General features: G+C 64.7%; 15 protein-coding genes. 4 read left to right on the top strand and 11 right to left on the bottom strand.

All coding sequences use genetic code 11. From position 1 onward, the window contains the following. Window positions 1-32: 32 nt before the first annotated feature. The 7 genes from ABIB73_RS12160 to ABIB73_RS12130 form a co-directional block, all read right to left on the bottom strand. Complete coding sequence (locus ABIB73_RS12160; protein WP_354224330.1) at window positions 33-1,019, bottom strand: ABC transporter ATP-binding protein; 987 nt, start codon at window positions 1,017-1,019, stop codon at window positions 33-35. Next, window positions 1,016-2,023 carry an ABC transporter ATP-binding protein gene (locus ABIB73_RS12155; protein ID WP_354224328.1) on the bottom strand — a complete coding sequence of 336 codons (1,008 nt, stop codon included), beginning with the start codon at window positions 2,021-2,023 and terminating at the stop codon, window positions 1,016-1,018. The genes ABIB73_RS12160 and ABIB73_RS12155 overlap by 4 nt, the downstream gene beginning before the upstream one ends. After that, the gene (locus ABIB73_RS12150) at window positions 2,023-2,916 is read right to left on the bottom strand and encodes an ABC transporter permease (RefSeq protein WP_354224326.1); all 894 of its coding nucleotides are present in this window, start codon (window positions 2,914-2,916) and stop codon (window positions 2,023-2,025) included. Before ABIB73_RS12150 ends, ABIB73_RS12155 begins: the two co-directional genes overlap by 1 nt. A gap of 9 nt (window positions 2,917-2,925) precedes the next feature. Continuing rightward, complete coding sequence (locus ABIB73_RS12145) at window positions 2,926-3,873, bottom strand: ABC transporter permease (protein ID WP_354224324.1); 948 nt, start codon at window positions 3,871-3,873, stop codon at window positions 2,926-2,928. A gap of 39 nt (window positions 3,874-3,912) precedes the next feature. Beyond that, the gene (locus tag ABIB73_RS12140) at window positions 3,913-5,508 is read right to left on the bottom strand and encodes an ABC transporter substrate-binding protein (RefSeq protein WP_354224322.1); all 1,596 of its coding nucleotides are present in this window, start codon (window positions 5,506-5,508) and stop codon (window positions 3,913-3,915) included. A 203-nt stretch (window positions 5,509-5,711) separates the two neighbouring features. Then, window positions 5,712-7,262, bottom strand: coding sequence for an AMP-binding protein (locus ABIB73_RS12135; protein WP_354224320.1), 1,551 nt, complete (start codon window positions 7,260-7,262; stop codon window positions 5,712-5,714). Window positions 7,263-7,280: 18 nt separating this feature from the next. After that, window positions 7,281-8,435 (bottom strand): iron-containing alcohol dehydrogenase, encoded by a 1,155-nt coding sequence (locus ABIB73_RS12130; RefSeq protein ID WP_354224318.1) that lies wholly within the window; start codon window positions 8,433-8,435, stop codon window positions 7,281-7,283. 440 nt (window positions 8,436-8,875) lie between these two features. Between ABIB73_RS12130 and ABIB73_RS12125 the strand changes: the two genes are divergently transcribed. The 3 genes from ABIB73_RS12125 (at window position 8,876) to ABIB73_RS12115 (ending at window position 14,626) form a co-directional block, all read left to right on the top strand. Next, window positions 8,876-10,093 (top strand): efflux RND transporter periplasmic adaptor subunit, encoded by a 1,218-nt coding sequence (locus ABIB73_RS12125; protein ID WP_354224316.1) that lies wholly within the window; start codon window positions 8,876-8,878, stop codon window positions 10,091-10,093. Continuing rightward, window positions 10,090-13,254: an efflux RND transporter permease subunit gene (locus ABIB73_RS12120; protein ID WP_354224314.1), complete on the top strand. Its 3,165-nt coding sequence runs from the start codon at window positions 10,090-10,092 to the stop codon at window positions 13,252-13,254. The genes ABIB73_RS12125 and ABIB73_RS12120 overlap by 4 nt, the downstream gene beginning before the upstream one ends. Before the next feature lie 181 nt (window positions 13,255-13,435). Beyond that, entirely contained in the window at window positions 13,436-14,626 is a 1,191-nt protein-coding gene (locus tag ABIB73_RS12115) for an ABC transporter substrate-binding protein (protein ID WP_354224312.1), read from the top strand. 164 nt (window positions 14,627-14,790) lie between these two features. Here the strand turns inward: ABIB73_RS12115 and ABIB73_RS12110 are convergent, their stop codons facing one another. Genes ABIB73_RS12110 through ABIB73_RS12095 form a run of 4 tightly spaced genes read right to left on the bottom strand, consistent with a single transcriptional unit; the run spans window position 14,791 to window position 19,389 of the window. Next, window positions 14,791-15,177 carry an MAPEG family protein gene (locus ABIB73_RS12110; RefSeq protein WP_354224310.1) on the bottom strand — a complete coding sequence of 129 codons (387 nt, stop codon included), beginning with the start codon at window positions 15,175-15,177 and terminating at the stop codon, window positions 14,791-14,793. Between the two features lie 27 nt (window positions 15,178-15,204). Next, window positions 15,205-16,287, bottom strand: a complete 1,083-nt coding sequence (locus ABIB73_RS12105; protein ID WP_354224308.1) for a lipocalin-like domain-containing protein — start codon at window positions 16,285-16,287, stop codon at window positions 15,205-15,207. After that, entirely contained in the window at window positions 16,277-18,739 is a 2,463-nt protein-coding gene (locus ABIB73_RS12100; RefSeq protein WP_354224306.1) for an FtsX-like permease family protein, read from the bottom strand. Before ABIB73_RS12100 ends, ABIB73_RS12105 begins: the two co-directional genes overlap by 11 nt. Then, the gene (locus ABIB73_RS12095; RefSeq protein WP_354224304.1) at window positions 18,736-19,389 is read right to left on the bottom strand and encodes an ABC transporter ATP-binding protein; all 654 of its coding nucleotides are present in this window, start codon (window positions 19,387-19,389) and stop codon (window positions 18,736-18,738) included. The genes ABIB73_RS12100 and ABIB73_RS12095 overlap by 4 nt, the downstream gene beginning before the upstream one ends. A 156-nt stretch (window positions 19,390-19,545) precedes the next feature. Here ABIB73_RS12095 and ABIB73_RS12090 point away from each other — a divergent pair, with 156 nt between their 5' ends. Further along, window positions 19,546-20,871, top strand: coding sequence for an MFS transporter (locus ABIB73_RS12090; RefSeq protein ID WP_354224302.1), 1,326 nt, complete (start codon window positions 19,546-19,548; stop codon window positions 20,869-20,871). Window positions 20,872-21,023: the final 152 nt, after the last annotated feature.

Below are 21,023 nucleotides of genomic sequence, written 5' to 3'. Positions count from 1 at the left end.
TCGTCCCGACGAAGGCCGGGACGACAGCGGAACTATCCGCTTCGTCCTGTCCCCTCATTCAACAAACACGCCACCTGGTGTCCGTCGCCTGCCTCAACCAGCACCGGCCGCTCGGTCTTGCACCGCTCCATCGCAAACCGGCAGCGCGTGTGAAACGCACATCCTGGCGGTGGATTGACCGGGCTCGGCACATCGCCGTCGACCAGCGGCGCAAGCTTCCTCGCAAGCGGATTCGCAACCGGCACTGAAGCCAGCAGCGCCTGCGTGTATGGATGGCGCGGGTTCCTGAAAAGCTCGTCCTTGTCGGCGATCTCGACGATGCGCCCGAGATACATCACCGCGACGCGGTGGCTGATATGGGCGACCACGGCGAGGTCGTGGGCGATGAAGAGATACGAGAAGCCGTGCTGCCGTTGCAGGTCGATCAGGAGGTTGATCACCTGCGCCTGGATCGAGACGTCGAGCGCCGAGACCGGCTCGTCGCACACGATCAGGCGCGGCCCCAGCGCCAGCGCGCGGGCGATGCAGATGCGCTGCCGCTGGCCGCCTGAGAATTGATGCGGAAAATTGCGCATCTGGTCGGGCCGCAGGCCCACCTGCTCGAACAGTTTTGCGGTACGCGCCTCCAGCGCCTTGCCGGTCGCAAGGCCATGCACGGCCAGCGGCTCGCCGACGATGTCGCCCGCGGTCATGCGCGGATTGAGCGAGGCGAACGGGTCCTGGAACACGATCTGCATCGAGCGGCGGTGTGGCCGCAGCGCAGCCTTGGAGAGATGAGTGATGTCCTCGCCCTCGAGCCGGATCTGGCCCGAGGTCGGCTCGACCAGCCGCAGCACGCTGCGCGCCACTGTCGATTTGCCGCAACCGGATTCGCCGACCAGGCCCAGCGTTTCCCCGACACCAACCGAGAACGAGACGCCGTCGACTGCGTGCACGGTGCCGACCTGCCGGCGCAAAACGCCGGCGCGCACCGGATAGTGCTTTGTGAGATCACTGACTTCGAGCAGCGCTTCGGTCATGCCACCTCCGCCACTTCGGCCGCGCGCCAGCAGGCGGCAAGATGGCCGCCGCCCCAATCGGCGAGCGGCGGATATTCGACCTCGCAACGCTTGATCGCGAGCTTGCAGCGCGGCGCGAAGGCGCAGCCTTTCGGTAGCCGCACCAGCGACGGCACGGTGCCGGGAATTTCGTTCAGCCGCGCCTGCGCCGCGACACCCAATGCCGGCACCGCCGGGATCGAGGCCATCAGACCGCGCGTATAGGGATGTTTTGGCGCGGCGAACAGCGCCTCGACGCTGGCTTCCTCGACCTTCCTGCCCGCATACATCACGATCACGCGCTGTGCGGTCTGCGCGACGACGCCGAGATCATGCGTGATCAGCACGAGGCCGGTGCCGAGCTCCTTCTGGAGGTCGAGGATCAGGGCCAGGATCTGCGCCTGGATGGTGACGTCAAGCGCGGTGGTCGGTTCGTCCGCGATCAAGAGCGCCGGCCGGCAGGCCAGCGCCATCGCGATCATGGCGCGCTGGCGCATGCCGCCGGAAAGCTGATGCGGATATTCCCGCGCGCGCCGCGCCGGTTCGGGAATCCGCACCAGCCGCAGCATCTCGACCGCAATGTCACGCGCCTCTCTGGCCGACATTGCCCGGTGCAGCCGCACCGCCTCGGCGATCTGGTCGCCGATCCGCATGACGGGATTGAGCGAGGTCATCGGCTCCTGGAAGATCATGGAGATGCGATCACCCCGGATCGCGCGCATCTTCGCCTCATCCAGCGCCAGCAGATCAGTACCTTCGAGCGTGATCGAACCGCCGACGATGCGGCCGGGCGGATCGGGCACCAGCCGCATCAGGGACAGGGCAGTGACGCTCTTGCCGCAGCCGGACTCGCCGACGATCGCCAGCGTCTCGCCGCGCTTCACGGTAAACGAGATATCATCGACGGCCTTGAACAGACCCGAATTGGTGAAGAACACCGTCTTCAGGTTCTTCACCTCGAGCACGAGATCGGAGTTTTCCGTCATCAGCCGCGCTGCCTCGGATCGAGAATATCGCGCAAGGCATCGCCGAACAGGTTCGCGCCGAACACGGCGAGGCTGATCGCAATGCCGGGGAAGATCACGAGCCACGGCGCGGTGCGGACATATTCGGCGGCCGATTCCGAGAGCATGCGGCCCCAGGACGGGTAGGGCTCGGGAATGCCGAGGCCGAGGAAGGACAGTGAAGCTTCGGTGAGGATGGTCGAGCCGAGCTGGGCGGTCGCCAGCACGATCAGCGGCGCTAGCGTGTTCGGCAGCACGTGGCGGAGCGCAATGCGCACCTCGCTCATGCCGATCGACTTGGCGGCTTCGACGAACGGTTGCTCGCGCAGCGCCAGCGTGTTGGCGCGGGTGACGCGGGCCACCGTCGGGATCAGCGGAATCGCGATCGCGATGATCACGTTCGGCAGCGACGGGCCGAGCGCGGCCGTCATCACCAGTGCCAGCACCAGCAGCGGCAGCGCCTGGAGGACATCTGAGATGCGCTGGAACACCAGGTCGACCCAGCCGGAGAGATAGCCGGAAGTGAGGCCAACGATCACGCCGATCGAGCCGCCGAGCGCGGTTGAGCCGATCCCGACCGCGAGCGAGATGCGCGCGCCATGGATGATACGGCTGAACACGTCGCGGCCGAAGGAGTCCGTCCCCATCCAGTGCGCCAGGCTCGGGCGCGCCAGCGCGCGCGCGGAATCGATCGTCAGCGGATCGTAGCGCGCGATGAAGTCGGCGAAGATGGCTGTGAGCACGAACATCGTCATGATGACGAGCCCGGCCGCGCCCAACACATGCCGTTGCGCCAGGAACAACACGCGCCGCCAGCCGCCGGTCGCGTACGCTCCGGCGCGCCTCAGTTCAACGTCATAGTCGATCGTGGCCAAACAGCTCTCCTAGTCCGTATACCGGATGCGCGGATCGAACACGGCGTAGAGCATGTCGACGATGAAATTCGCGCTCACCACCACGACCGCAATCAGCATCACGAGGTTCTGCACGATCGGATAGTCGCGCCAGCGGATCGCCTCGACCAGGAAGCGCGCCACGCCGGGGATATTGAACACGGTTTCGGTGACGATCAGGCCGCCGATCAGGAACGCAGCCTCGATGCCGATCACGGTGATCACGGGCAGGATCGCGTTCTTCAGCGCGTGCTGATAATTCACCGCGGCGTCCGACGCGCCCTTGGCGCGCGCAGTGCGGATATAGTCCTGCCGCAGCACCTCCAGCATCGAGGAGCGCGTGATGCGCATGGTCAGCGCCGAACTGCGGAACCCGACCACCATCGCCGGAATGCAATAAGTCGCAAGGGCCTCGCCAAAACTCTGCGGGTTCGGATTGAACAGCGGCATCTGGCCGAACAACGCCACCGATGCGGTGAGGACCAGCAGCCCCAGCCAGAATGACGGCAGCGACAGGCCGGAAAGGCTCACCACGCGCAGCGCATAATCCAGCCGGGTGCCCTGTTTCACCGCGCTGATGACGCCGAGCGGAATGCCGATAGAGGCCGAGAACAACAGCGCCAGGCCCGCAAGCCGTGCAGTGATCGGGATCCGCGGCAGGATCTCCTGAAGCGCCGGCTTCTCCGATACATACGAGTAGCCGAAATCGCCGCGCAAAAAGCCGCCGATCCAGTGCAGATACTGCACCACCAGCGGCTGGTCGAGGCCGAGCTCCTTCTCCAGATTGGCCTTGTCGGCAGGATCGACATACCCCGCCGCGGCAAACAGGATGTCGACGATGTTGCCGGGCACGATGCGCAGCAGGCAGAAGATGACGATCGAGATCCCGAACAGGGTCACGAGCATCAGGAACAGGCGCCGTACCAGATAGGCAAACATTCACGCCCTCCCGCCGAACTCTCTGGGCCGTCCGCCGCGCTACTTGTCCATCCAGACGTCTTCGTAGCGATAGCCATTGTAGGAGCTGTTCGACATCACCGTCACGCCCTTGACGTAGGGCTGCCAGCAGGTGCCGGTCCGCGCATGAAAGATGATCGGGCGGGCGACGTCCTCCTGCAACTTCTTGTCGATGTCCCACACCAGCTTCTTGCGCTTGGCGATATCGGTCTCCTGCGACTGCACGTCGAACAGCTTTTCGATCTCCTTGTTGCAATAATTGGTGTAGTTGCGCTCGGAGCCGCAGGAATAGTTCTCGTAGAAGGACTGATCGGGATCGTCGACGGCATTGCCGGTCAGGTTGAGGCCAAGCATATAGTCCTTGCGCGCGATCTTCGGGAACCAGTTTGCGGTCTCGACCACGTCGAGCTCGCCGTCGATATAGATGCTCTTGAGCTGGTCGATCAGGATCACCGCGGGATCGCGGTAGACCGGGATGTTGCGGGTCGAGACCTTGACGGCGAGGTGCTTGTCCGGCCCGTAGCCGGCCTTCTGCATCAGCTTCTTCGCTTCCTCGCGATTGGCGTTGATGTCTGGGCCGTAGCCTGGAATGCTCTCCAGCATCTTCTTGGGCATCGCCCACAGCCCGGCCGGGGCCGGTTCCATGGTGCCGCCGATGTCGGCCTGGCCCTCGAACAGGATGTCGACGAAGGCCTTGCGGTCGAGCGCCAGCGCCATGGCGCGCCGGATATCGATATTGTCGAACGGCGGCGCGCTCGAATTGACGATGATGTTGGTCGAGACATTGTTGGGCTCGACCACGCAGACCGCGTTCGGCGCCTGCGATTTCAAGTCCTTCAGCAGCGGAATGCTCACCTCGGTCGGAAAGGTCATGTCGAACTTGCCGGCGACGAAGGCGAGGATCGCGGTCGAGCGGTTCGGGATGATGGTGAACTCGATGCCGTCGAGATGGGGCCGGCCCTTGCGCCAATAGTCCGGGTTTCGCGTCAGCTTGATCGATTCATTGGCCTTGAACTCCACGAACTTGAACGGCCCGGTGCCGATCGGATGCGTGCGCATGTCGCCGGGCGAGACGTGGCAGGGATAGACCGGCGTATAGCCCGAGGCGAGCAGCGCCAGCAGCGAAGGCTGCGGCCGTTTCAGGTTGAAGGAGACCTCGAAGTCGCCGTTGGTCGAGATATCGTTGACCTGCTCGTACCAGCTCTTGCGCGGGTTCTGCCGGAACTTTTGCTGCGACTTGCCCATCAGCATGTCGAAGGTGCATTTGACGTCAGCCGAGGTGAACGGCTTGCCGTCATGCCACTTCACGCCCTGGCGCAGCTTGAAGGTCAGCGTCTTGTTGTCGTTGACCCAGGCCCAGCTCTCGGCGAGCTCGGGGACGATGGTGTCCATGCTGTTCTGCGCCACGTCCTGCTTGTAGATGACGAGGTTGTTGAACACGGGCATGAAGGGAACGTTGAGCGAGTAAGTCGCGCCCTCGTGGATCGAGGCATTGCCGGGACTGTCGCGGTGGTACATCCGCAGGATTCCACCCTGCTTGGGCTCGCCGGCGAATGTGGTCGAAAACGCCAGCAAAGATAGCGCCGCCATCGCGGCGAGCGCCCGTACGCTCCGCATCCTCGTCCTCCCTGGACATTAGTCTTTTGGGCCTTTTGCGGCCTGTTTGTCAGGACGATAGCGACGCGCGCGCAGCGAGGCAACCGGCAAGGCCGGCGGCCTTCTCGACAATTCGGATGACGGAACGCCGCAGGGGTTTTCTCTCACAATGTGAGAGGTGCCTCAACAGCTAGCCCGTGTGTGGCGCGAGATTGCTGAAGCCCTCACACAATCCGCGACGTCTTGTTGCCCCAATACCGGTCCCTTAGCAGCCGCTTGTACAGCTTCCCCGTCGGCAGCCTTGGCAACTCCTTCTCGAAATCGACCGAGCGCGGCACTTTCTGCCGCGACAGCGACCGGCCGCAGAAGGCGATCAGCTCTTCGGCGAGCGCCTCGCCCGGCACCACGCCGGGCATCGGCTGCACCACGGCCTTCACCTCTTCGCCGAGGTCGGGATTCGGCACGCCGAACACGGCGGCGTCGGCAACCTTTGGATGGGTGATCAGCAAATTCTCGCATTCCTGCGGATAGATGTTCACGCCGCCGGAGATGATCATGAAGGTGGCGCGGTCGGTGAGATAGAGGAAGCGGTCTTCGTCGACATAGCCGACGTCACCGACCGTGCTCATGCTGCCGTCGGCGGAGCGCGCCTCCTTGGTCTTCTCCGGATCGTTGAAATATTCGAATGGCGATCCCGTCTTGAACCAGACCTGTCCCGGCGTGCCGGTCGGGCACGGCTTCATGTTCTCGTCGAGAATATGGAGGTCGCCGAGCAGCACCTTGCCGACGGTGCCGCGGTGGCTAAGCCATTCCTCGCTGTTGCAGGCGGTGAAGCCGAGGCCTTCGGTCGCGCCGTAATATTCATGGATGATCGGCCCCCACCATTTGATGATGTCGTCCTTGACCAGCGCGGGGCAGGGCGCCGCGGCGTGGATCGCGATCTCGAGCGAGGACAGATCGCAGCGATGGCGTACTTCCTCCGGCAGCTTGAGCATCCGCGAAAACATCGTCGGCACGAGCTGGCTGTGGGTGATGCCCCACCGCTCGACGAGCTGGAGATAACGCTCGGGATCGAACGTCTCCATGATGATCACGGTGCCGCCGATGCGGATCGTCAGGTTGACCGCGGCTTGCGGCGCGGAGTGATAGAGCGGCGCCGGCGACAGATAGACCATGCCCTCGCGGTAGTGCCAAAGCTTGGTGAGGAAATCGAACAGCGGCAGATTGTGCTTCGGCGGCTCCTCCGGGAGCGGCCGAATAATGCCCTTGGGACGACCTGTCGTGCCCGACGAATAGAGCATGGAGGTGCCGAGCCACTCATCCGCGATCGGTGTCTTCGGCAGATCGGCCGTCACCTCGGCAAGGCCGACGATGCGATCACTCTCGCCGGGGCCGTCGGCGATGATGCAGAGCTTGACGTCGGGACAGGCCTGGATTGCCTCGCGGGCGATGTCGAGCTTGGCCACCGACGTGATCAGGATCTTGGACTGGCTGTTGACAAGGAGATAGGCGAGCTCACCCGCGGTGAGGAAGGAGTTGATGCAAGTGTAGTAGAGCCCGGATCGCTCGCCGGCGCCGCAGGCTTCGAGGTAGCGGGAATTGTTCTCCATGAAGATCGAATAATGGTCGAGCCGCTTCAGGCCATGCTTGCGGAACAGGTGCGCCAGCCGGTTGCTACGCGCATCGAGCTCGCGATAAGTGACGGTCTCGCCTGTCGCAGCCATGATGAAAGCGGGCTGCAGCGGGCGTAGACGGGCATGCTGACCTGGGTACATCAGTCCTCCGGCTTAAGGTTATGCGGCGAGAAGCAGGATTTCGCGCACCTGCGCGGGGCCGTCGATCTTGCGCGGGTTGCGCGGCACCCAGGGCGTGCGCATGGCCTGTTCGGCGATGGCGTCGAAATGTTCCGGCGAGACGCGCACGTCGGCGAGGCTTCGCGGCATGCCGAGCGAGCGGATGAAGGCATCGAGCACGTCGGCGGCGTTGTGGCCGGGAAAACCCATCGCGGCGGCGACGATCATCTGGCGCTCGGCATTGTCGCGCGCATTCCAGCGCATCACCGCCGGCAGCATGATGCAGGAGGTGTAGCCGTGCGGTACGTCGAAGGCCGCGCCCAGCACGTAGCCGATGCCGTGGCTCGCGCCCATCGGCACGCCGGCCGCGAGCGCGCCCATCGACAGCCAGGTGCCGATCTGCGCATCCATCCGTGCGTCGAGATCGGCCTGGTCGGCCTTCACCCGCGGCAGCGAGTCGGCGAGCATGGCGAGGCCCTTCACCGACTGCGCGTCGGCATAGGGGTGGGTCTCGCGCGAGCAGATCGCCTCGACGCAATGGTCGACGGCGCGGATGCCGGTCGAGAGAAACAGCCATTCCGGCGTGTGCACGGTGATGGCGGGATCGAGAATGGTCGCGCGTGGCACCGTGAGCGGATGGCGCAGCATCTCCTTGACGTGAGTGCGGCGGTTGGTCACGCCCGCGATCGAGCTGAACTCGCCGCCGGCGATCGTGGTCGGTACGCTGATCTGGCGCACGGTCGGCGCGATCATGTCAGGCGCGACGCCCTTGTGCACGCGGATGCGCTCGATGCCGTCGATATCGTCGATGCCGTTGGCGAGGCAGAGCTGCACCGCCTTGGCCCCGTCGGTGATCGAGCCGCCGCCGACCGTGACGATCAGGTCAGCACCAGCCTCGCGCGCCGCATTGGTTGCAGCGATCACGGCCTCGCGCGGTGTGTGCGCCGGCATGGCGTCGAACAAGCCGGCGCAGCGCGCGCCCAGAGCATCTTTGACCTTTGCGATTTCGTCGGTCTCTCGGTTCAGCGTGCCGGAGACCATCAGGAAGGCTCGGCGTGTCCCCAGCCGGTCCATCTGCGCAACAATGGCCTCGGCCGCAGGATGGCCGAATACAACCTCCTCGATCGCGCCGTAAACGACACGTCCCTGATGCACGCCTGTCCTCCCGGGACAATCCGTCTTGTTTTTGTCGGGGTAATCTAGCCGAGCGGCCGGCATCCGTCATGTGCGAAGACGCTGGGGGTGCGCTCTCTCTTCTCCCTCTCCCCGTTCTTACGGGGCCGCGACGAGCTCCGCTCGCGCTGGGAGGGTCGGGGTGAGGGGCTCTATCCGCGAGGATGGTGAGAGATGAACTCGCGGAAGCTCCCCCTCACCCGCCGCGCTTCGCGCGTCGGCCTCTCCCCGCAAGCGGGAGAGGCGAAGCGAGGCGCGCAGCGCCGTTCTATCCTCCTGTCAACCCGCCATCCGGCCAGGGCATTCTTCCGGGTGTTGCGCGCGCCGTCGTCTTGAAGAGTTCATCATTGAAACCCATCTTGTGTCCCCCGCGGGTAAGCGCGTACCCTGCTGTTTCTGCGGCTTTTATGCGAGGACCTGGGATGAGTGGACCGGACGGAAGCGAGCAATTCGGCAGAACGCACGATTTCGTTCAGTCCCGGGCTTACGCAATTGCCGGCCTTCTGGCCGCGGCGTTCGCGCTCACCGGCTGCGGACAGCCAACCTCACAGGCGGCCGCGCCGCCGCCGCCACCGGTGACGGTGGCCCAGCCGGTCAAGCGCACGGTGACCGATTGGGATGAGTTCACCGGTCGCTTCGAGGCGGTCGAGGAGGTGCAGGTGCGGCCGCGCGTCGGCGGCTTCGTCAACTCCGTCGAGTTCCAGGATGGCGCGATCGTGCACGCAGGCGATCTGCTATACGTCATCGACCCGCGCCCGTTCGAAGCGGTGGCGGAGCAGGCGGACGGCCAGCTTTCCGACGCCCGCGCCAAGGTCGAGCTTGCCAAGCGCGAGCTCGACCGCGGCCTGAACCTGGTCCAGACCAGCGCGGTCTCGGAGCAGGTCGTCGACCAACGCCGCCAGGCCTTGCAGGCGGCGCATGCCGCGGAGACGCAGGCCGAAGGTTCGCTCAAAGCCGCCAGGCTCAATATCGAGTTCACCCATGTGGCCGCGCCGATCACCGGCCGCGTCAGCCGGCATCTCGTCAGCCCCGGCAACCTCGTTCAGGGCAGCGACACCGGCACCTCGACGCTGCTGACCTCGGTGGAGACGCTCGATCCGATCTACGTCTATTTCGACATGGATGAGACGACGTTCATCAAATACAGCAAGCTCTGGTTCGAGGGTAAGCGCCCGAGCTCGCGCGACACCGCGAACCCGGTGCAGGTGACGCTGGCCGGCGAGACGAAGCCCTCGCATGACGGCGCCATCAACTTCCTCGACAACCGCCTCGATGTCTCGACCGGCACGTTGCGCAGCCGCGCCGTGGTCAAGAACACCGATCTCTCGATCCTGCCCGGCCAATTCGGCCGCGTCCGGCTGATCGGCAGCGCGCCCTATGAGGCGCTGTTGATTCCGGACGTGGCGGTCGCGACCGACCAGTCGCGCAAGATCGTGTTCGTGGTGAAGCCGGACGACACCGTGGAAGCACGTCCCGTGGTGCTCGGGCCGCTCGATGACGGCCTGCGCGTGATCCGCGAAGGGTTGAAGGCGGAGGACCGCGTCATCGTCAACGGCATCCAGCGCGCTCGCGTCGGCGCCAAGGTTACCCCGTCTCCCGCGCAAGCGCCGGCCGGTGGCAAGCCTGGTGACAAGTCATGAATCTTGGCCGCCTTTCCATCAACCAGCCCATTTTGGCGATGGTGCTGTCGATCGTGCTCCTGATCGTCGGCGCGCTCGCCTACACCACGCTGCCGGTCTCGGAATATCCGCAAGTGGTGCCGCCGACAGTCGTTGTCACCACGCAATATCCGGGCGCCTCGGCGCAGACCGTGTCGGACACGGTCGCCGCTCCCATCGAGCAACAGATCAACGGCGTCGAGGACATGCTGTATCTCTACAGCCAGGCGACCTCGAACGGCCAGCTCACCATCACCGTCACCTTCAAGCTCGGCACCGATCTCGACAAGGCCCAGGTGCTGGTGCAGAACCGCGTCGCGATCGCGCAGCCGCAACTGCCGGATGAAGTGCAGCGCAACGGCGTCGTCACCCGCAAGAACTCGCCCGACATCCTGATGGTCGTGTTCATGCTGTCGCCCGACGACACCTTCGACCAGCTCTACATCTCCAACTACGCGCTGCTCCAGGTCCGCGACCAGCTGCTGCGCATCGACGGCGTCGGCGACATCCAGATTTTTGGCGCACGAGACTATTCGATGCGGCTCTGGCTCGATCCAGACCGGATCGCCAATCTCGGCCTGACCTCGACCGAAGTGCTGGCTGCGATCCGGGCGCAGAACGTGCAGATCGCAGGCGGCCAGATCGCCGAGCCGCCGATCGCGGATCGCGCCTTCCAGCCGAACCTCACCTTCACCGGACGCCTGAAAGACCAGAAGCAGTTCGAGGACATTCTGATCAAGGCTGGCTCGGACGGCCGCACGGTGCGCCTGCGCGATGTCGCCCGCATCGAGCTCGGCGCGCTGGCCTACAGCACCAACAGCTTCCTGTTGCGCAAATCGGCGGTCGCGATGCTGGTGACGCAGCGGCCGGGATCGAACGCACTCGCGACGGCCAAGAGCATCTCCGACACCATGGTGAAGCTCAAGGAGAGCTTTCCGAAAGGCCTCGACTACAATATCGGCTACAACCCGACCGAGTTCATCGCGCAATCCGTCCACGAGCTGATCAAGACCATCTACGAGGCCATGCTGCTCGTGGTCGTCGTGGTGCTGGTGTTCCTGCAAGGATGGCGACCCGCGATCATTCCGATCATCGCGATTCCCGTCTCGTTGGTCGGCACCTTCGCGGTGATGGCGGCGCTTGGTTTCTCCATCAACAACCTCACGCTGTTCGGCCTGGTGCTTGCGGTCGGCATCGTGGTCGACGACGCCATCGTGGTGGTCGAGAATGTCGAGAGGCATCTCGAGCACGGCTTGAGTCGGCGCGACGCCGCATTGAAGACAATGGAGGAGGTCGGCGGCGCGCTGGTGTCGATTGCGCTGGTGCTGTGCGCGGTGTTCGTCCCGACAGCGTTCTTAGGGGGAATTTCCGGGCAATTTTTCCAGCAATTCGCCGTCACGATCGCGGTCGCGACCGCGATCTCCTGCTTCTGCTCGCTGACCCTGTCGCCGGCGCTGGCCTCGCAGATCCTGGTGCCGCATGAGGAGAAGCGGCCGCCGGCCGCCTGGAATCTCCTAGCACGTGGTTGGAACGCGTTTACCGGCGTCTTCAACCGCGTGTTCGACCGGCTCTCGCATGGCTATGCCGGCCTCGCCAATTTCGTGATCCGGCATTCGGTGGTGATGATCCTGATCTATGTCGTGCTGATCGGCAGCGCCGGCTGGCTGATCGGGACCACGTCGCAGGGCTTCATCCCGGCGCAGGATCGCGGCTACGTCATCATCTCCGTCCAATTGCCGGGCGCTGCATCGCTGGCGCGGACCACCGAAGTGGTCCGCGAGATCGAGCGGATCTCGCTGGATACGCCAGGCATCGTCCGCGTTGCTGCCTTCGCCGGCTTCTCGGGCGCCACGCGCACCCAGGCCGGCAATGCGGCGGCACTGTTCCCGGTGTTCGACGAGCCTGAGGCCCGGATCAAGAAGGGGCTTACCGCAAACGCCATCACCGCCGAGCTGCGCAAACGGCTGCTGGCGATCCAGGGCGCGTTCATCATCGTCATTCCGCCACCGGCCGTACCCGGCATCGGTACGGGCGGCGGCTTCACCATCCGCATCCAGGATCGGCAGGGACGCGGACCGGAACTGCTTGCAGCCGCGACCGACGAACTCGTCGCGGCTGCGCGCAAGGCGCCGACGCTCACGTCGGTGTTTTCGCCGTTTTCGGCCAACACGCCACAGCTCTTCGTCGACATCGACCGCACCAAGGCGCAGAAGCTCGGCGTTCCCATCGTCAACATCAACGACACGATCCAGACCTATTTCGGATCGACCTATGTCAACGACTTCAACCTGTTCGGCCGCACCTATCACGTCACCGCGCAGGCCGACTTTCCGTTCCGGAAAGAGCCCAGCGACCTCGCGCGGCTGCGCACGCGCAACGCCTCCGGCGACATGGTGATGCTCGGCAGCGTGGTCGAGTTCAAGGACGTTTCGGGTCCCGACCGCGTCGCGCGCTACAATCTCTATGCGGCGTCCGAATTGCAGGGCGAGCCGGCGCCGGGCACGAGCTCGACCACCGCGCTCAACACCATCAAGAAGCTTGCGGACGACACCTTGCCGAGTGGCTTCACCTTCGAATGGACCGACCTGTCCTATCAGCAGGTCACCGGCGGCAATGCCGGCCTCTACGTGTTCCCGATCTGCGTGCTGTTCGTCTATCTCGTGCTCGCCGCGCAATATGGCAGCTGGACCTTGCCGTTCGCGGTGATCCTGATCGTGCCGATGTGCCTGCTGGCCGCCACCATCGGCGTGCGCATCATGGGCCAGGACGTCAACGTCCTCACCCAGATCGGCTTCGTCGTGCTGGTGGGGTTGGCGGCGAAGAACGCGATCCTGATCGTCGAGTTCGCGCGCGACATCGAGAAGGAAGGCAAGCCGCGGCTGGAGGCGGTGATCGACGCCTGCCGCCTGCGCCTGCGGCCGATCCTGATGACGTCGTTTGCCTTCATCCTCGGCGTGCTGCCGCTGGTGATCTCGACCGGCTCGGGCTCGGAGATGCGGCAGGCCGTCGGCGTCGCCGTCTTCTTCGGCATGATCGGCGTCACCCTGTTCGGGCTTCTGTTCACGCCGATCTTCTATGTGGTGGTGCGGAACCTGGCTGAGGGGCGGAACGACGGGAAGCCGAAGCCAGAGGTCGTGGGCTGACGGTAGTCAGTATGGCCACGAGCGCATCAACAAACCCGATGTCGTCCCGGCCTTCGCCGGGACGACATCTTTTGTGGCATCCGCCCATACTTTCGGCCTACGTCGAAATGGATGGGCAGGGGCGGGGTTCTTCACTACTATCCGCGCGATTTCAAAACAGAAAACTGCTGGGAGTTAATAGATGAAATCAGCACTTTTGGCCGCTGTCGCAACGTTCGCGCTGTTGCTGGCCGCGCCGGCCTCCGCGCAAGGCGTCAAGATCGGCATCCTCAACGATCAGTCCGGCGTCTATGCCGATTACGGCGGTAAGTATTCGGTCGAAGCGGCCAAGATGGCGATCGAGGATTTTGGCGGCGAAGTGCTCGGCCAGAAGATCGAGATGGTCACCGCCGATCACCAGAACAAGCCCGATCTCGCGACGTCGATTGCACGGCGCTGGTATGACGTCGAGCACGTCGACATGATCACGGAGCTGACTACCTCCTCGGTCGCGCTCGCGATCCACGAGCTCTCGAAGGAAAAGAAGAAGGTCGACATCGTTGTGGGTGCTGCGACCTCGCGCCTCACAGGCGATGCCTGCCAGCCCTACGGCTTCCACTGGGCCTACGACACCCGCGCGCTCGGCGTCGGCACCGGCGGTGCACTGACGAAAGCCGGCGGCGACACCTGGTTCTTCCTCACCGCGGACTACGCTTTCGGCTATGCGCTGGAGAAGGACACCAGCGAGATCGTCACCGCCAATGGCGGCAAGGTGGTCGGCTCGGTCCGCGTGCCGCTCAACTCCTCGGACTTCTCCTCCTTCCTGCTCCAGGCGCAGAGTTCGAAGGCAAAGATCGTCGGCCTCGCCAATGCCGGCCTCGACACCACCAACTCGATCAAGCAGGCGGCTGAATTCGGCGTCGTCTCCGGCGGCCAGAAGCTCGCCGGCCTCTTGATGACGATCACCGAAGTCAACGGGCTCGGCTTGCAGGCGGCCCAGGGCCTCGTTCTCACCGAAGGCTTCTATTGGGATCATGACGACCAGACCCGCGCCTTCTCCGAACGCTTCTTCAAGCGCACCGGGCGGATGCCGAGCATGATCCATGCCGGCACCTATTCGGCGACGCTGAGCTATCTGAAGGCGGTGAAGGCCGCCGGCACCAAGGATAGCGAAGCGGTCGCCAAGAAGCTGAAGGAGCTGCCGGTCGACGACGCCTTCGCCAAGGGCAAGGTGCTGGAGAACGGCCGTATGGTCCACGACATGTATCTGTTCGAGGTCAAGAAGCCCTCGGAGTCGAAGAAGCCGTGGGACTATTACAAGCAGCTCGCAGTGGTCCCCGGCGACAAGGCGTTCTTCACCGCCAAGGAAAGCGGCTGCCCGCTGACGAAGTAGAGCCTCTCGTGTCCCGGACGCGGTGCAGCGCCTCTTGGCGGTGCGCCGCAGAGCCGGGACCCACGCCACACCACGGTTCGAGGCCAGATGGGTCCCGGTTCAGCGGCGCAGCGTTACGCGCTGCACCGCGCCCGGGACACGAGAGCGTGTGATGCCCGCCTCCCTCACACCAGCCGCAACACCACCGCCCCCAGTGCGCCGGCCCACAGCGCGATGCTGGCGATGCCCTGGATCGCGAAGCCCGGGCTGCGCTTCGCGGCTTCCTTCGAATAGCCGATGAAGTAGACGATGCGGCCGATGATCCAGACCGCGCCGATTGCTGCCGCGATCGCGTCACTGATATAGACCGCGAACAGCCAGAGCGACGGCAGGAAGATCGGCATCCATTCCAGCGTGTTCATCTGGATGCGGAACGCGCGCTCGAAATCCGGGTGCCCCGACATCGCCGGCACCTTGACGCCTGTTTTGGCGCGCGACCGCGCGACGTTGATGCAGGTAAAGAAGTAAAACAGGATCGCCAGCAGCGTGACGAGGGCGGTGAGGTGATACATCGCTAATCCCTTTGAGGCGGTCGCGGTTCAATAGCCGGTCAGCTCGAGATAGCCAACACCGTCATGCGTGCCGGCGAAGCTGATCGGCCCCTCCCAATAGGAGAAGCCAGTCCCCATCCAGGCCTTTGGATTGAGCGGCTTGCAGAGAATCGAGAATGAACGTGACGGGATTGCGATCTGCCATTCCACCGGCAGCTTGTGTCCGGCCACATCTGTCGTCGCCTTCGGCGTCATCTGGATGGCGGTGCCCGCGATCATTTGCGTGCTGCCGGCGGCACTGATCCAGTTGCCGAAAGGATAGTCGCGGCCGTCCTTCTGCCGCAGCCGATACAGCATCAGCTTGTCGCCCGACGAAAGATGCAGTGACAACCAGTCCCAGCCGGTCTGGTCGGCGTCGAGCGGCTGGCTGCTCCATTCGCGGTCCATCCAGGCCTGGCCCGAGACATCGACCGGCTTGTCGTCGATCGTAAGCGTGCCGCGTGCGCGAAAAAACGGCTGACTGTAGTAGTAGGACGCCTGCCCGCGCTCCGACTTGCGGCTGAAGCCGCCGTCGCCCTGCAACACGACCGGACGATCGGCTTCCAGTGTCAGCGCGTAGCTGAAGTCGATGCCGGATGCTTTCAGCGTGACCGGCGACAAGGTGCGATCGTCGATGCGCTCAGTTCCTTTCATCTCCCAATCGTCGATCCAGGCGGCAAACGGCTTTGCCTCGACGTCGGCCTGGCCGACGCCGCCGCGTGAAAACAGCTCGTTGAAACGATGCGTATCGGCGCGCGTCACCGCGGCGTGTGCCATCCAGATTTGCTGATTGGCCCAGCCCTCGCCTTGCGGGCCGGGCTGCGCCGCCTGGCGAAACAGCGTCCATTGCAGGCCGCAAGCCGCGCCGCTGCTATCGACGAGGTTCGCCGTGAGATACCACCACTCGATGCGGAACTCCGGATGCGGACCGTGATCGCTGGGAAAGCTGAACGCTTTCCCCGGCGTCACCTGCGCAAAGCCGTCGGCTTTCTCGCCGAGTCCGGCATAGCCCTGCGCGCTTGCGCGGCGCAAGAGAACGAGCGCGGCGATGCCGCCGGTCAACATACGCCGCGAGATCCCGTCAGCGCTCATTGGCAAACACCTTGACGAGGTTCGCCGGCTGCATCCGCGCCAGCCGCGTCACCGGCAGGAACGCAGCAAGCAGAGAGGCGAACAGCGCGACCGCGACCAGCTCGACCAGTTGCAGCGGAAACACATGGAACGGCAGCCGCCAGCCGAACGCCTTCACGTTCACGATCGCGATCAGGCACCACGCCACCAACAGCCCGAGCGGAACGGCCAGCAGCGACGTGAACAGCGCAACCGACAGCGTCTTGGTCAGTTCGATCGCGGCGAGGCGCGGCCGGGTGATGCCGATCGCCCAGAGTGGAGCGAGCTGTGGCAAGCGGGAATTCGCCAGCGTCAGCAGGCTGGTGAGGAGCGCGATCCCGGCCACCCCGAGCGTGAAGGCATTCAACGCGGACGTCACCGCAAAGGTCCGGTTGAAGATGCGGATCGATTCCGCCTTCACCGTCGCCTGGTCGGCGACGCTGCGGTCGTCGAACGAAAACTGCTTCTGCAAAGCCGCGATCAAGCCCGGAATCTTGTCTCGTGGGACAATGAGGCCGATCCGCGTCTGCGGCGTTTGCGGAAACTGCCGGATCAGCGCCGCGACATTCACCGCGAGCTGTCCCTTGGGATTGCCGTAGTCGGCATAGATGCCGACGATGTCGAGCTCCCAGGTCCCGCCCGGCGCCGGCACTTCAATGACATCGCCGACGCGGATATTCAGCCGGCGGCTCAATTGCTCGCTGATGAAGGCGGCATTGCCGGGCACGAGCTGGGTCCAGGCGCGCGGCGCGGTTTCCAGCAGCGGCCAGCGCTCGCGATAGAGCGCGTGATCGGGCAGGCCGAGCAACTCCACCGGCTGACTCTGAACCTGCGTTTCGGCACGGCCGCCCGACAGGATCGCTTGCACTTCGCTGCGATCCTTCAGCCAGTTTCGAATCGCAACGCCTTGCGCGTTGTCGGAGGCGCTGATGTAGACATCGGCCGCAAGCCGGCCGTTGAGCCAGCCGACAAAAGTGCGGCTGAACGTCTCCACCATGGTGGAAACGCCGACATTGACGGCGAGCGCGAGCAGCAGCGCCATCAGCGCCAGCGACAGTCCGGAGAGCTGCTGCCGGCTGTCAGCCCAGAACCACAGCGCAAGCGGTCTCCGCGCGGTGCGCTGGCCCACGAGCAGGAGGATTTCGAGGAAGGCGGGCAGGATCAGCGCTGCGCCGAACATCAGCGCCGCCAGTACGCCAAAGCCGGCGACCAGCGATTCTCCATAGCGGAGCAGCAGCAGCGCCACCGCGAACATGGCGCAGGCCGCACCGCTTTGCAGGATCAGCCAGCGGCGCTGCCTCTGCTGCCACGCCTGCGGTTGCGCGGTGGCCAGCACCGGCATTCGGATCGCCTTGATCAGGCTGGTCGCCGCCGCCACGATCGCGCCGGCGACGCTGATGCCGATGCCGGCGAGCCACCATTCAGGCCTCAGAGTCAGCTGCCCCGGGATCTGCGCGCCATAGAGTCCGCGCAGCGAGGCCGCGACGTCGGGCAACAGCGCGGCCGCAATGAAATAGCCGCAGACGAGCCCGATCAGGCCGGCGACCAGCGCCAGCGCCACCAGCTCGACCACCAGCACCGTGTTGACCAGCCGCGCCGAGGCGCCGCAGGCCCGCAACGTGCGCAGCATCGGCAGCCGCTGCTCGAAGGCGAGGCCGACGGCGGAATTGACGATGAAGAGGCCGACGAAGAACGACAGCAGGCCGAAGGCGGTGAGGTTGAGATGGAAACTGTCGGTGAGGCGTTCCAGCTCGGTCTCCGCGTTCGGCTCGATCCGTTGCAACTGATCGCCAATGATGCTTGCGAGCGGCGCGGGCCTGCCCTTCGCCTTGCCGATCAGAAGTCGCGACACCTGGTCCGGCTTGTTCAAAAGCCGTTGCGCCACGCCGATGTCGACCACCAGCACCTCAGGCACGAGCTGCGGCTGCACGCGCAGCGGCGGCAGCTTTGCGCCACTGCTGATCGACAGTGATGCGCCCTCCTGTTCCTGCAAGTCCGTGAGCGTCTCCCGCGCCACCAGCGTCTGGCCGGGCGAGGCAACAAAACTGCTCAGATCAGCGGCACCGAGGTGCGGCGCATTGCCGACATCGGCCGGCAGCGTCACCGGCTCGATCCCGAGCAGCCGCACCGAGCGTCCGTTAATCTGGACGCGGCCTTCCAGCACCGGCGAGACCGGCCAGCCCGCGCGCCTGAGTTTTACGAACAGATCCTGCGGAAAGGTCGCCGCATTGGGCCCGACCAGCATCGCAGTGCGCACGCCGCCGAACGTCGCCGCCGCGCGGTCATAGGCGGTGCGGGCCTGCTGGTTGATGGCCTGCACGCCGCTCCACAGCGCGGTTGCGGAGATCAGCCCGATCAGCAGCGTCGCGAACTGCATCTTGTGGCGCCGCCAGTGGCTGAGCAGCACCGCGAGGACCCACAGCGCGCGCCTCATGCGATCCGTCCCGCATGCAGGATGACGTGGCGGTCGAGCGTGCCGGCCAGATGCAGGCTGTGCGTCACCATCAGGAAGCCGCAGCCGGTGCGCGCGACGAGGTCGCGCGTCAGCGCCAGCACGTCGTCGGCGGTGGCTTCGTCGAGATTGCCGGTCGGCTCGTCCGCGAGCAGCAGCAACGGCTTTGTCGCCAGCGCCCGGCCGATTGCGACGCGTTGCTGCTGGCCGCCGGACAATTGCTCGGGATAGCGCTTCAGCAGGCTGTCGAGCCCCAGCCGCTCGACCAGCTCCTTGGTCCACGCTGCATCATGCCGGCCGGCGATTCGTGCCTGGAAAGCGAGATTGTCCGCGACCGACAGGCTCGGGATCAGATTATACTGCTGAAAAACCAGGCCGACCCGGTCGCGCCGCAGCGCGGCGCGGCCTGCATCCGACAGCTTGGTAACCTCGGTGTCCTCGAGCCGGATCGTGCCGCCGTCGGCGGCATCCAGCCCTGCGATCAGGTGCAGCAGCGTACTCTTGCCGCTGCCGGATTCGCCGGTCAGCGCGACGCGCTCACCGGCCTTGAGGTCGAGATCGACACCGCGCAGGACATGCACGGGCTCACCGGCCGAGGAGAAGGTCTTTGAGAGATTTTTGATGCTCAGCACGATGAATGGCGCCGGACGGAATTAACGTGAATGCTGCGTAGCACACTTGCTGTGGACTTGCCGTGGAAATGCCGGGGTTGCGTTGCCGTCAAAGCCGTTGTTAGCTTCAACAACGGCCAAATCATAAAAGTGCCAAAAAGACATACGGGGAGAATTATGAGCGCTCAGGGAACGCCGTCCGCGACGGGTAAGACGACCGGAACACCGAAGGGTGCCTGGACGGTCACTTTTCTCCTCTTTCTCTTCATGGTGGTGAACTTCGCCGACAAGATCGTCGTCGGTCTCGCCGGCGTTCCGATCATGACCGACCTCAAGCTCGATGCCGAGCAATTCGGCCTGCTCGGGTCCTCGTTCTTCTTCCTGTTTTCGATTTCGGCCATCGTGGTCGGCTTCATCGTCAACAAGGTGCCGACGCGCTGGGTGTTGCTGACGCTGGCGGTGATCTGGGCGCTGGCGCAGTTTCCGATGGTCGGCTCCGTCTCCTTCACGACGCTCCTGATCTGTCGCGTCGTGTTGGGCGCGGGCGAAGGCCCGGCCTTCTCGGTCGCCGCGCATGCGATCTACAAATGGTTCCCCGACGAGAAGCGCACGCTGCCGACCGCGATCCTGTCGCAGGGCTCGGCCTTCGGCGTCATCCTGGCCGTGCCGGCGCTGAACTGGGTCATCGTCAATCACTCCTGGCACTACGCTTTTGGCGCGCTCGGCATCGCCGGCCTGATCTGGGTCTGTGCCTGGCTCACGTTCGGCAAGGAAGGCCCGCTGGAGGACACGCAGGCCCTCGCCTCTACTGAGCCGAAGATCCCTTATGTGCAGCTACTGACCTCACGGACGTTCCTCGGCTGCGTGATCGCGACCTTCGGCGCCTATTGGGCGCTGTCACTCGGCCTCACCTGGTTCACGCCCTTCATCGTCAAGGGTCTCGGATTCTCGCAGAGCCAGGCCGGCTTCGTCTCGATCCTGCCCTGGGTGTTCGGCGCCACCATCGTCATCCTCACCGGCTGGATCTCGCAGGTGATGATGGCCCGCGGCTATACCACCCGGATCTCCCGCGGCGTGCTCGGCTCGGTCCCGCTGATCATCGGCGGCTTGATCCTGTCGACGATGCCACATGTCCAGGGCGCGGGTCTCCAGATCGCGTTGCTCGTCGTCGGCTCCGGCCTCTGCGGCGCGATCTATGTCGTCTGTCCGCCGATGCTCGGCGAGTTCACGCCGGCCTCGCAGCGCGGCGCGGTCCTCGCGATCTACGGCGCTCTCTACACGCTCTCGGGCATCATCGCGCCGAACGTGATGGGCACCGTGATCCAGCGCGCCGGCAACATGGTCGATGGCTACATGACCGGCTTCACCATCAATGCGGTGGTGATGGTTGGCTCCGGTGTCATTGGTCTGCTCTTGCTTTGGCCGAACACGGAAAAGGCCCGGCTGACGCGTCGTGCGACCCTGCAGGCAGCGGCGCTGAAGGGCGCGGTCTCGCCGACGTAAGGGGTGGCTTAGAGACAAACCACAAACGCAATCGTCGTCCCGGCCTAGGGTCTGTTGAGATTCAGGATTCACAGATTGGAACATCCGTGATTCAAGCTCCGAAAGGAGCTTTGGATGCACCGATTCGTTTTGACGGACGAGCAGTGGGCGAA

The sequence above is a fragment of the Bradyrhizobium sp. F1.4.3 genome, assembly GCF_040548375.1.
Taxonomy (GTDB): Bacteria; Pseudomonadota; Alphaproteobacteria; order Rhizobiales; family Xanthobacteraceae; genus Bradyrhizobium.
The sequence above is the reverse complement of the archived record's forward strand: the minus strand, read 5'-3'. Positions and strand labels throughout refer to the sequence as shown.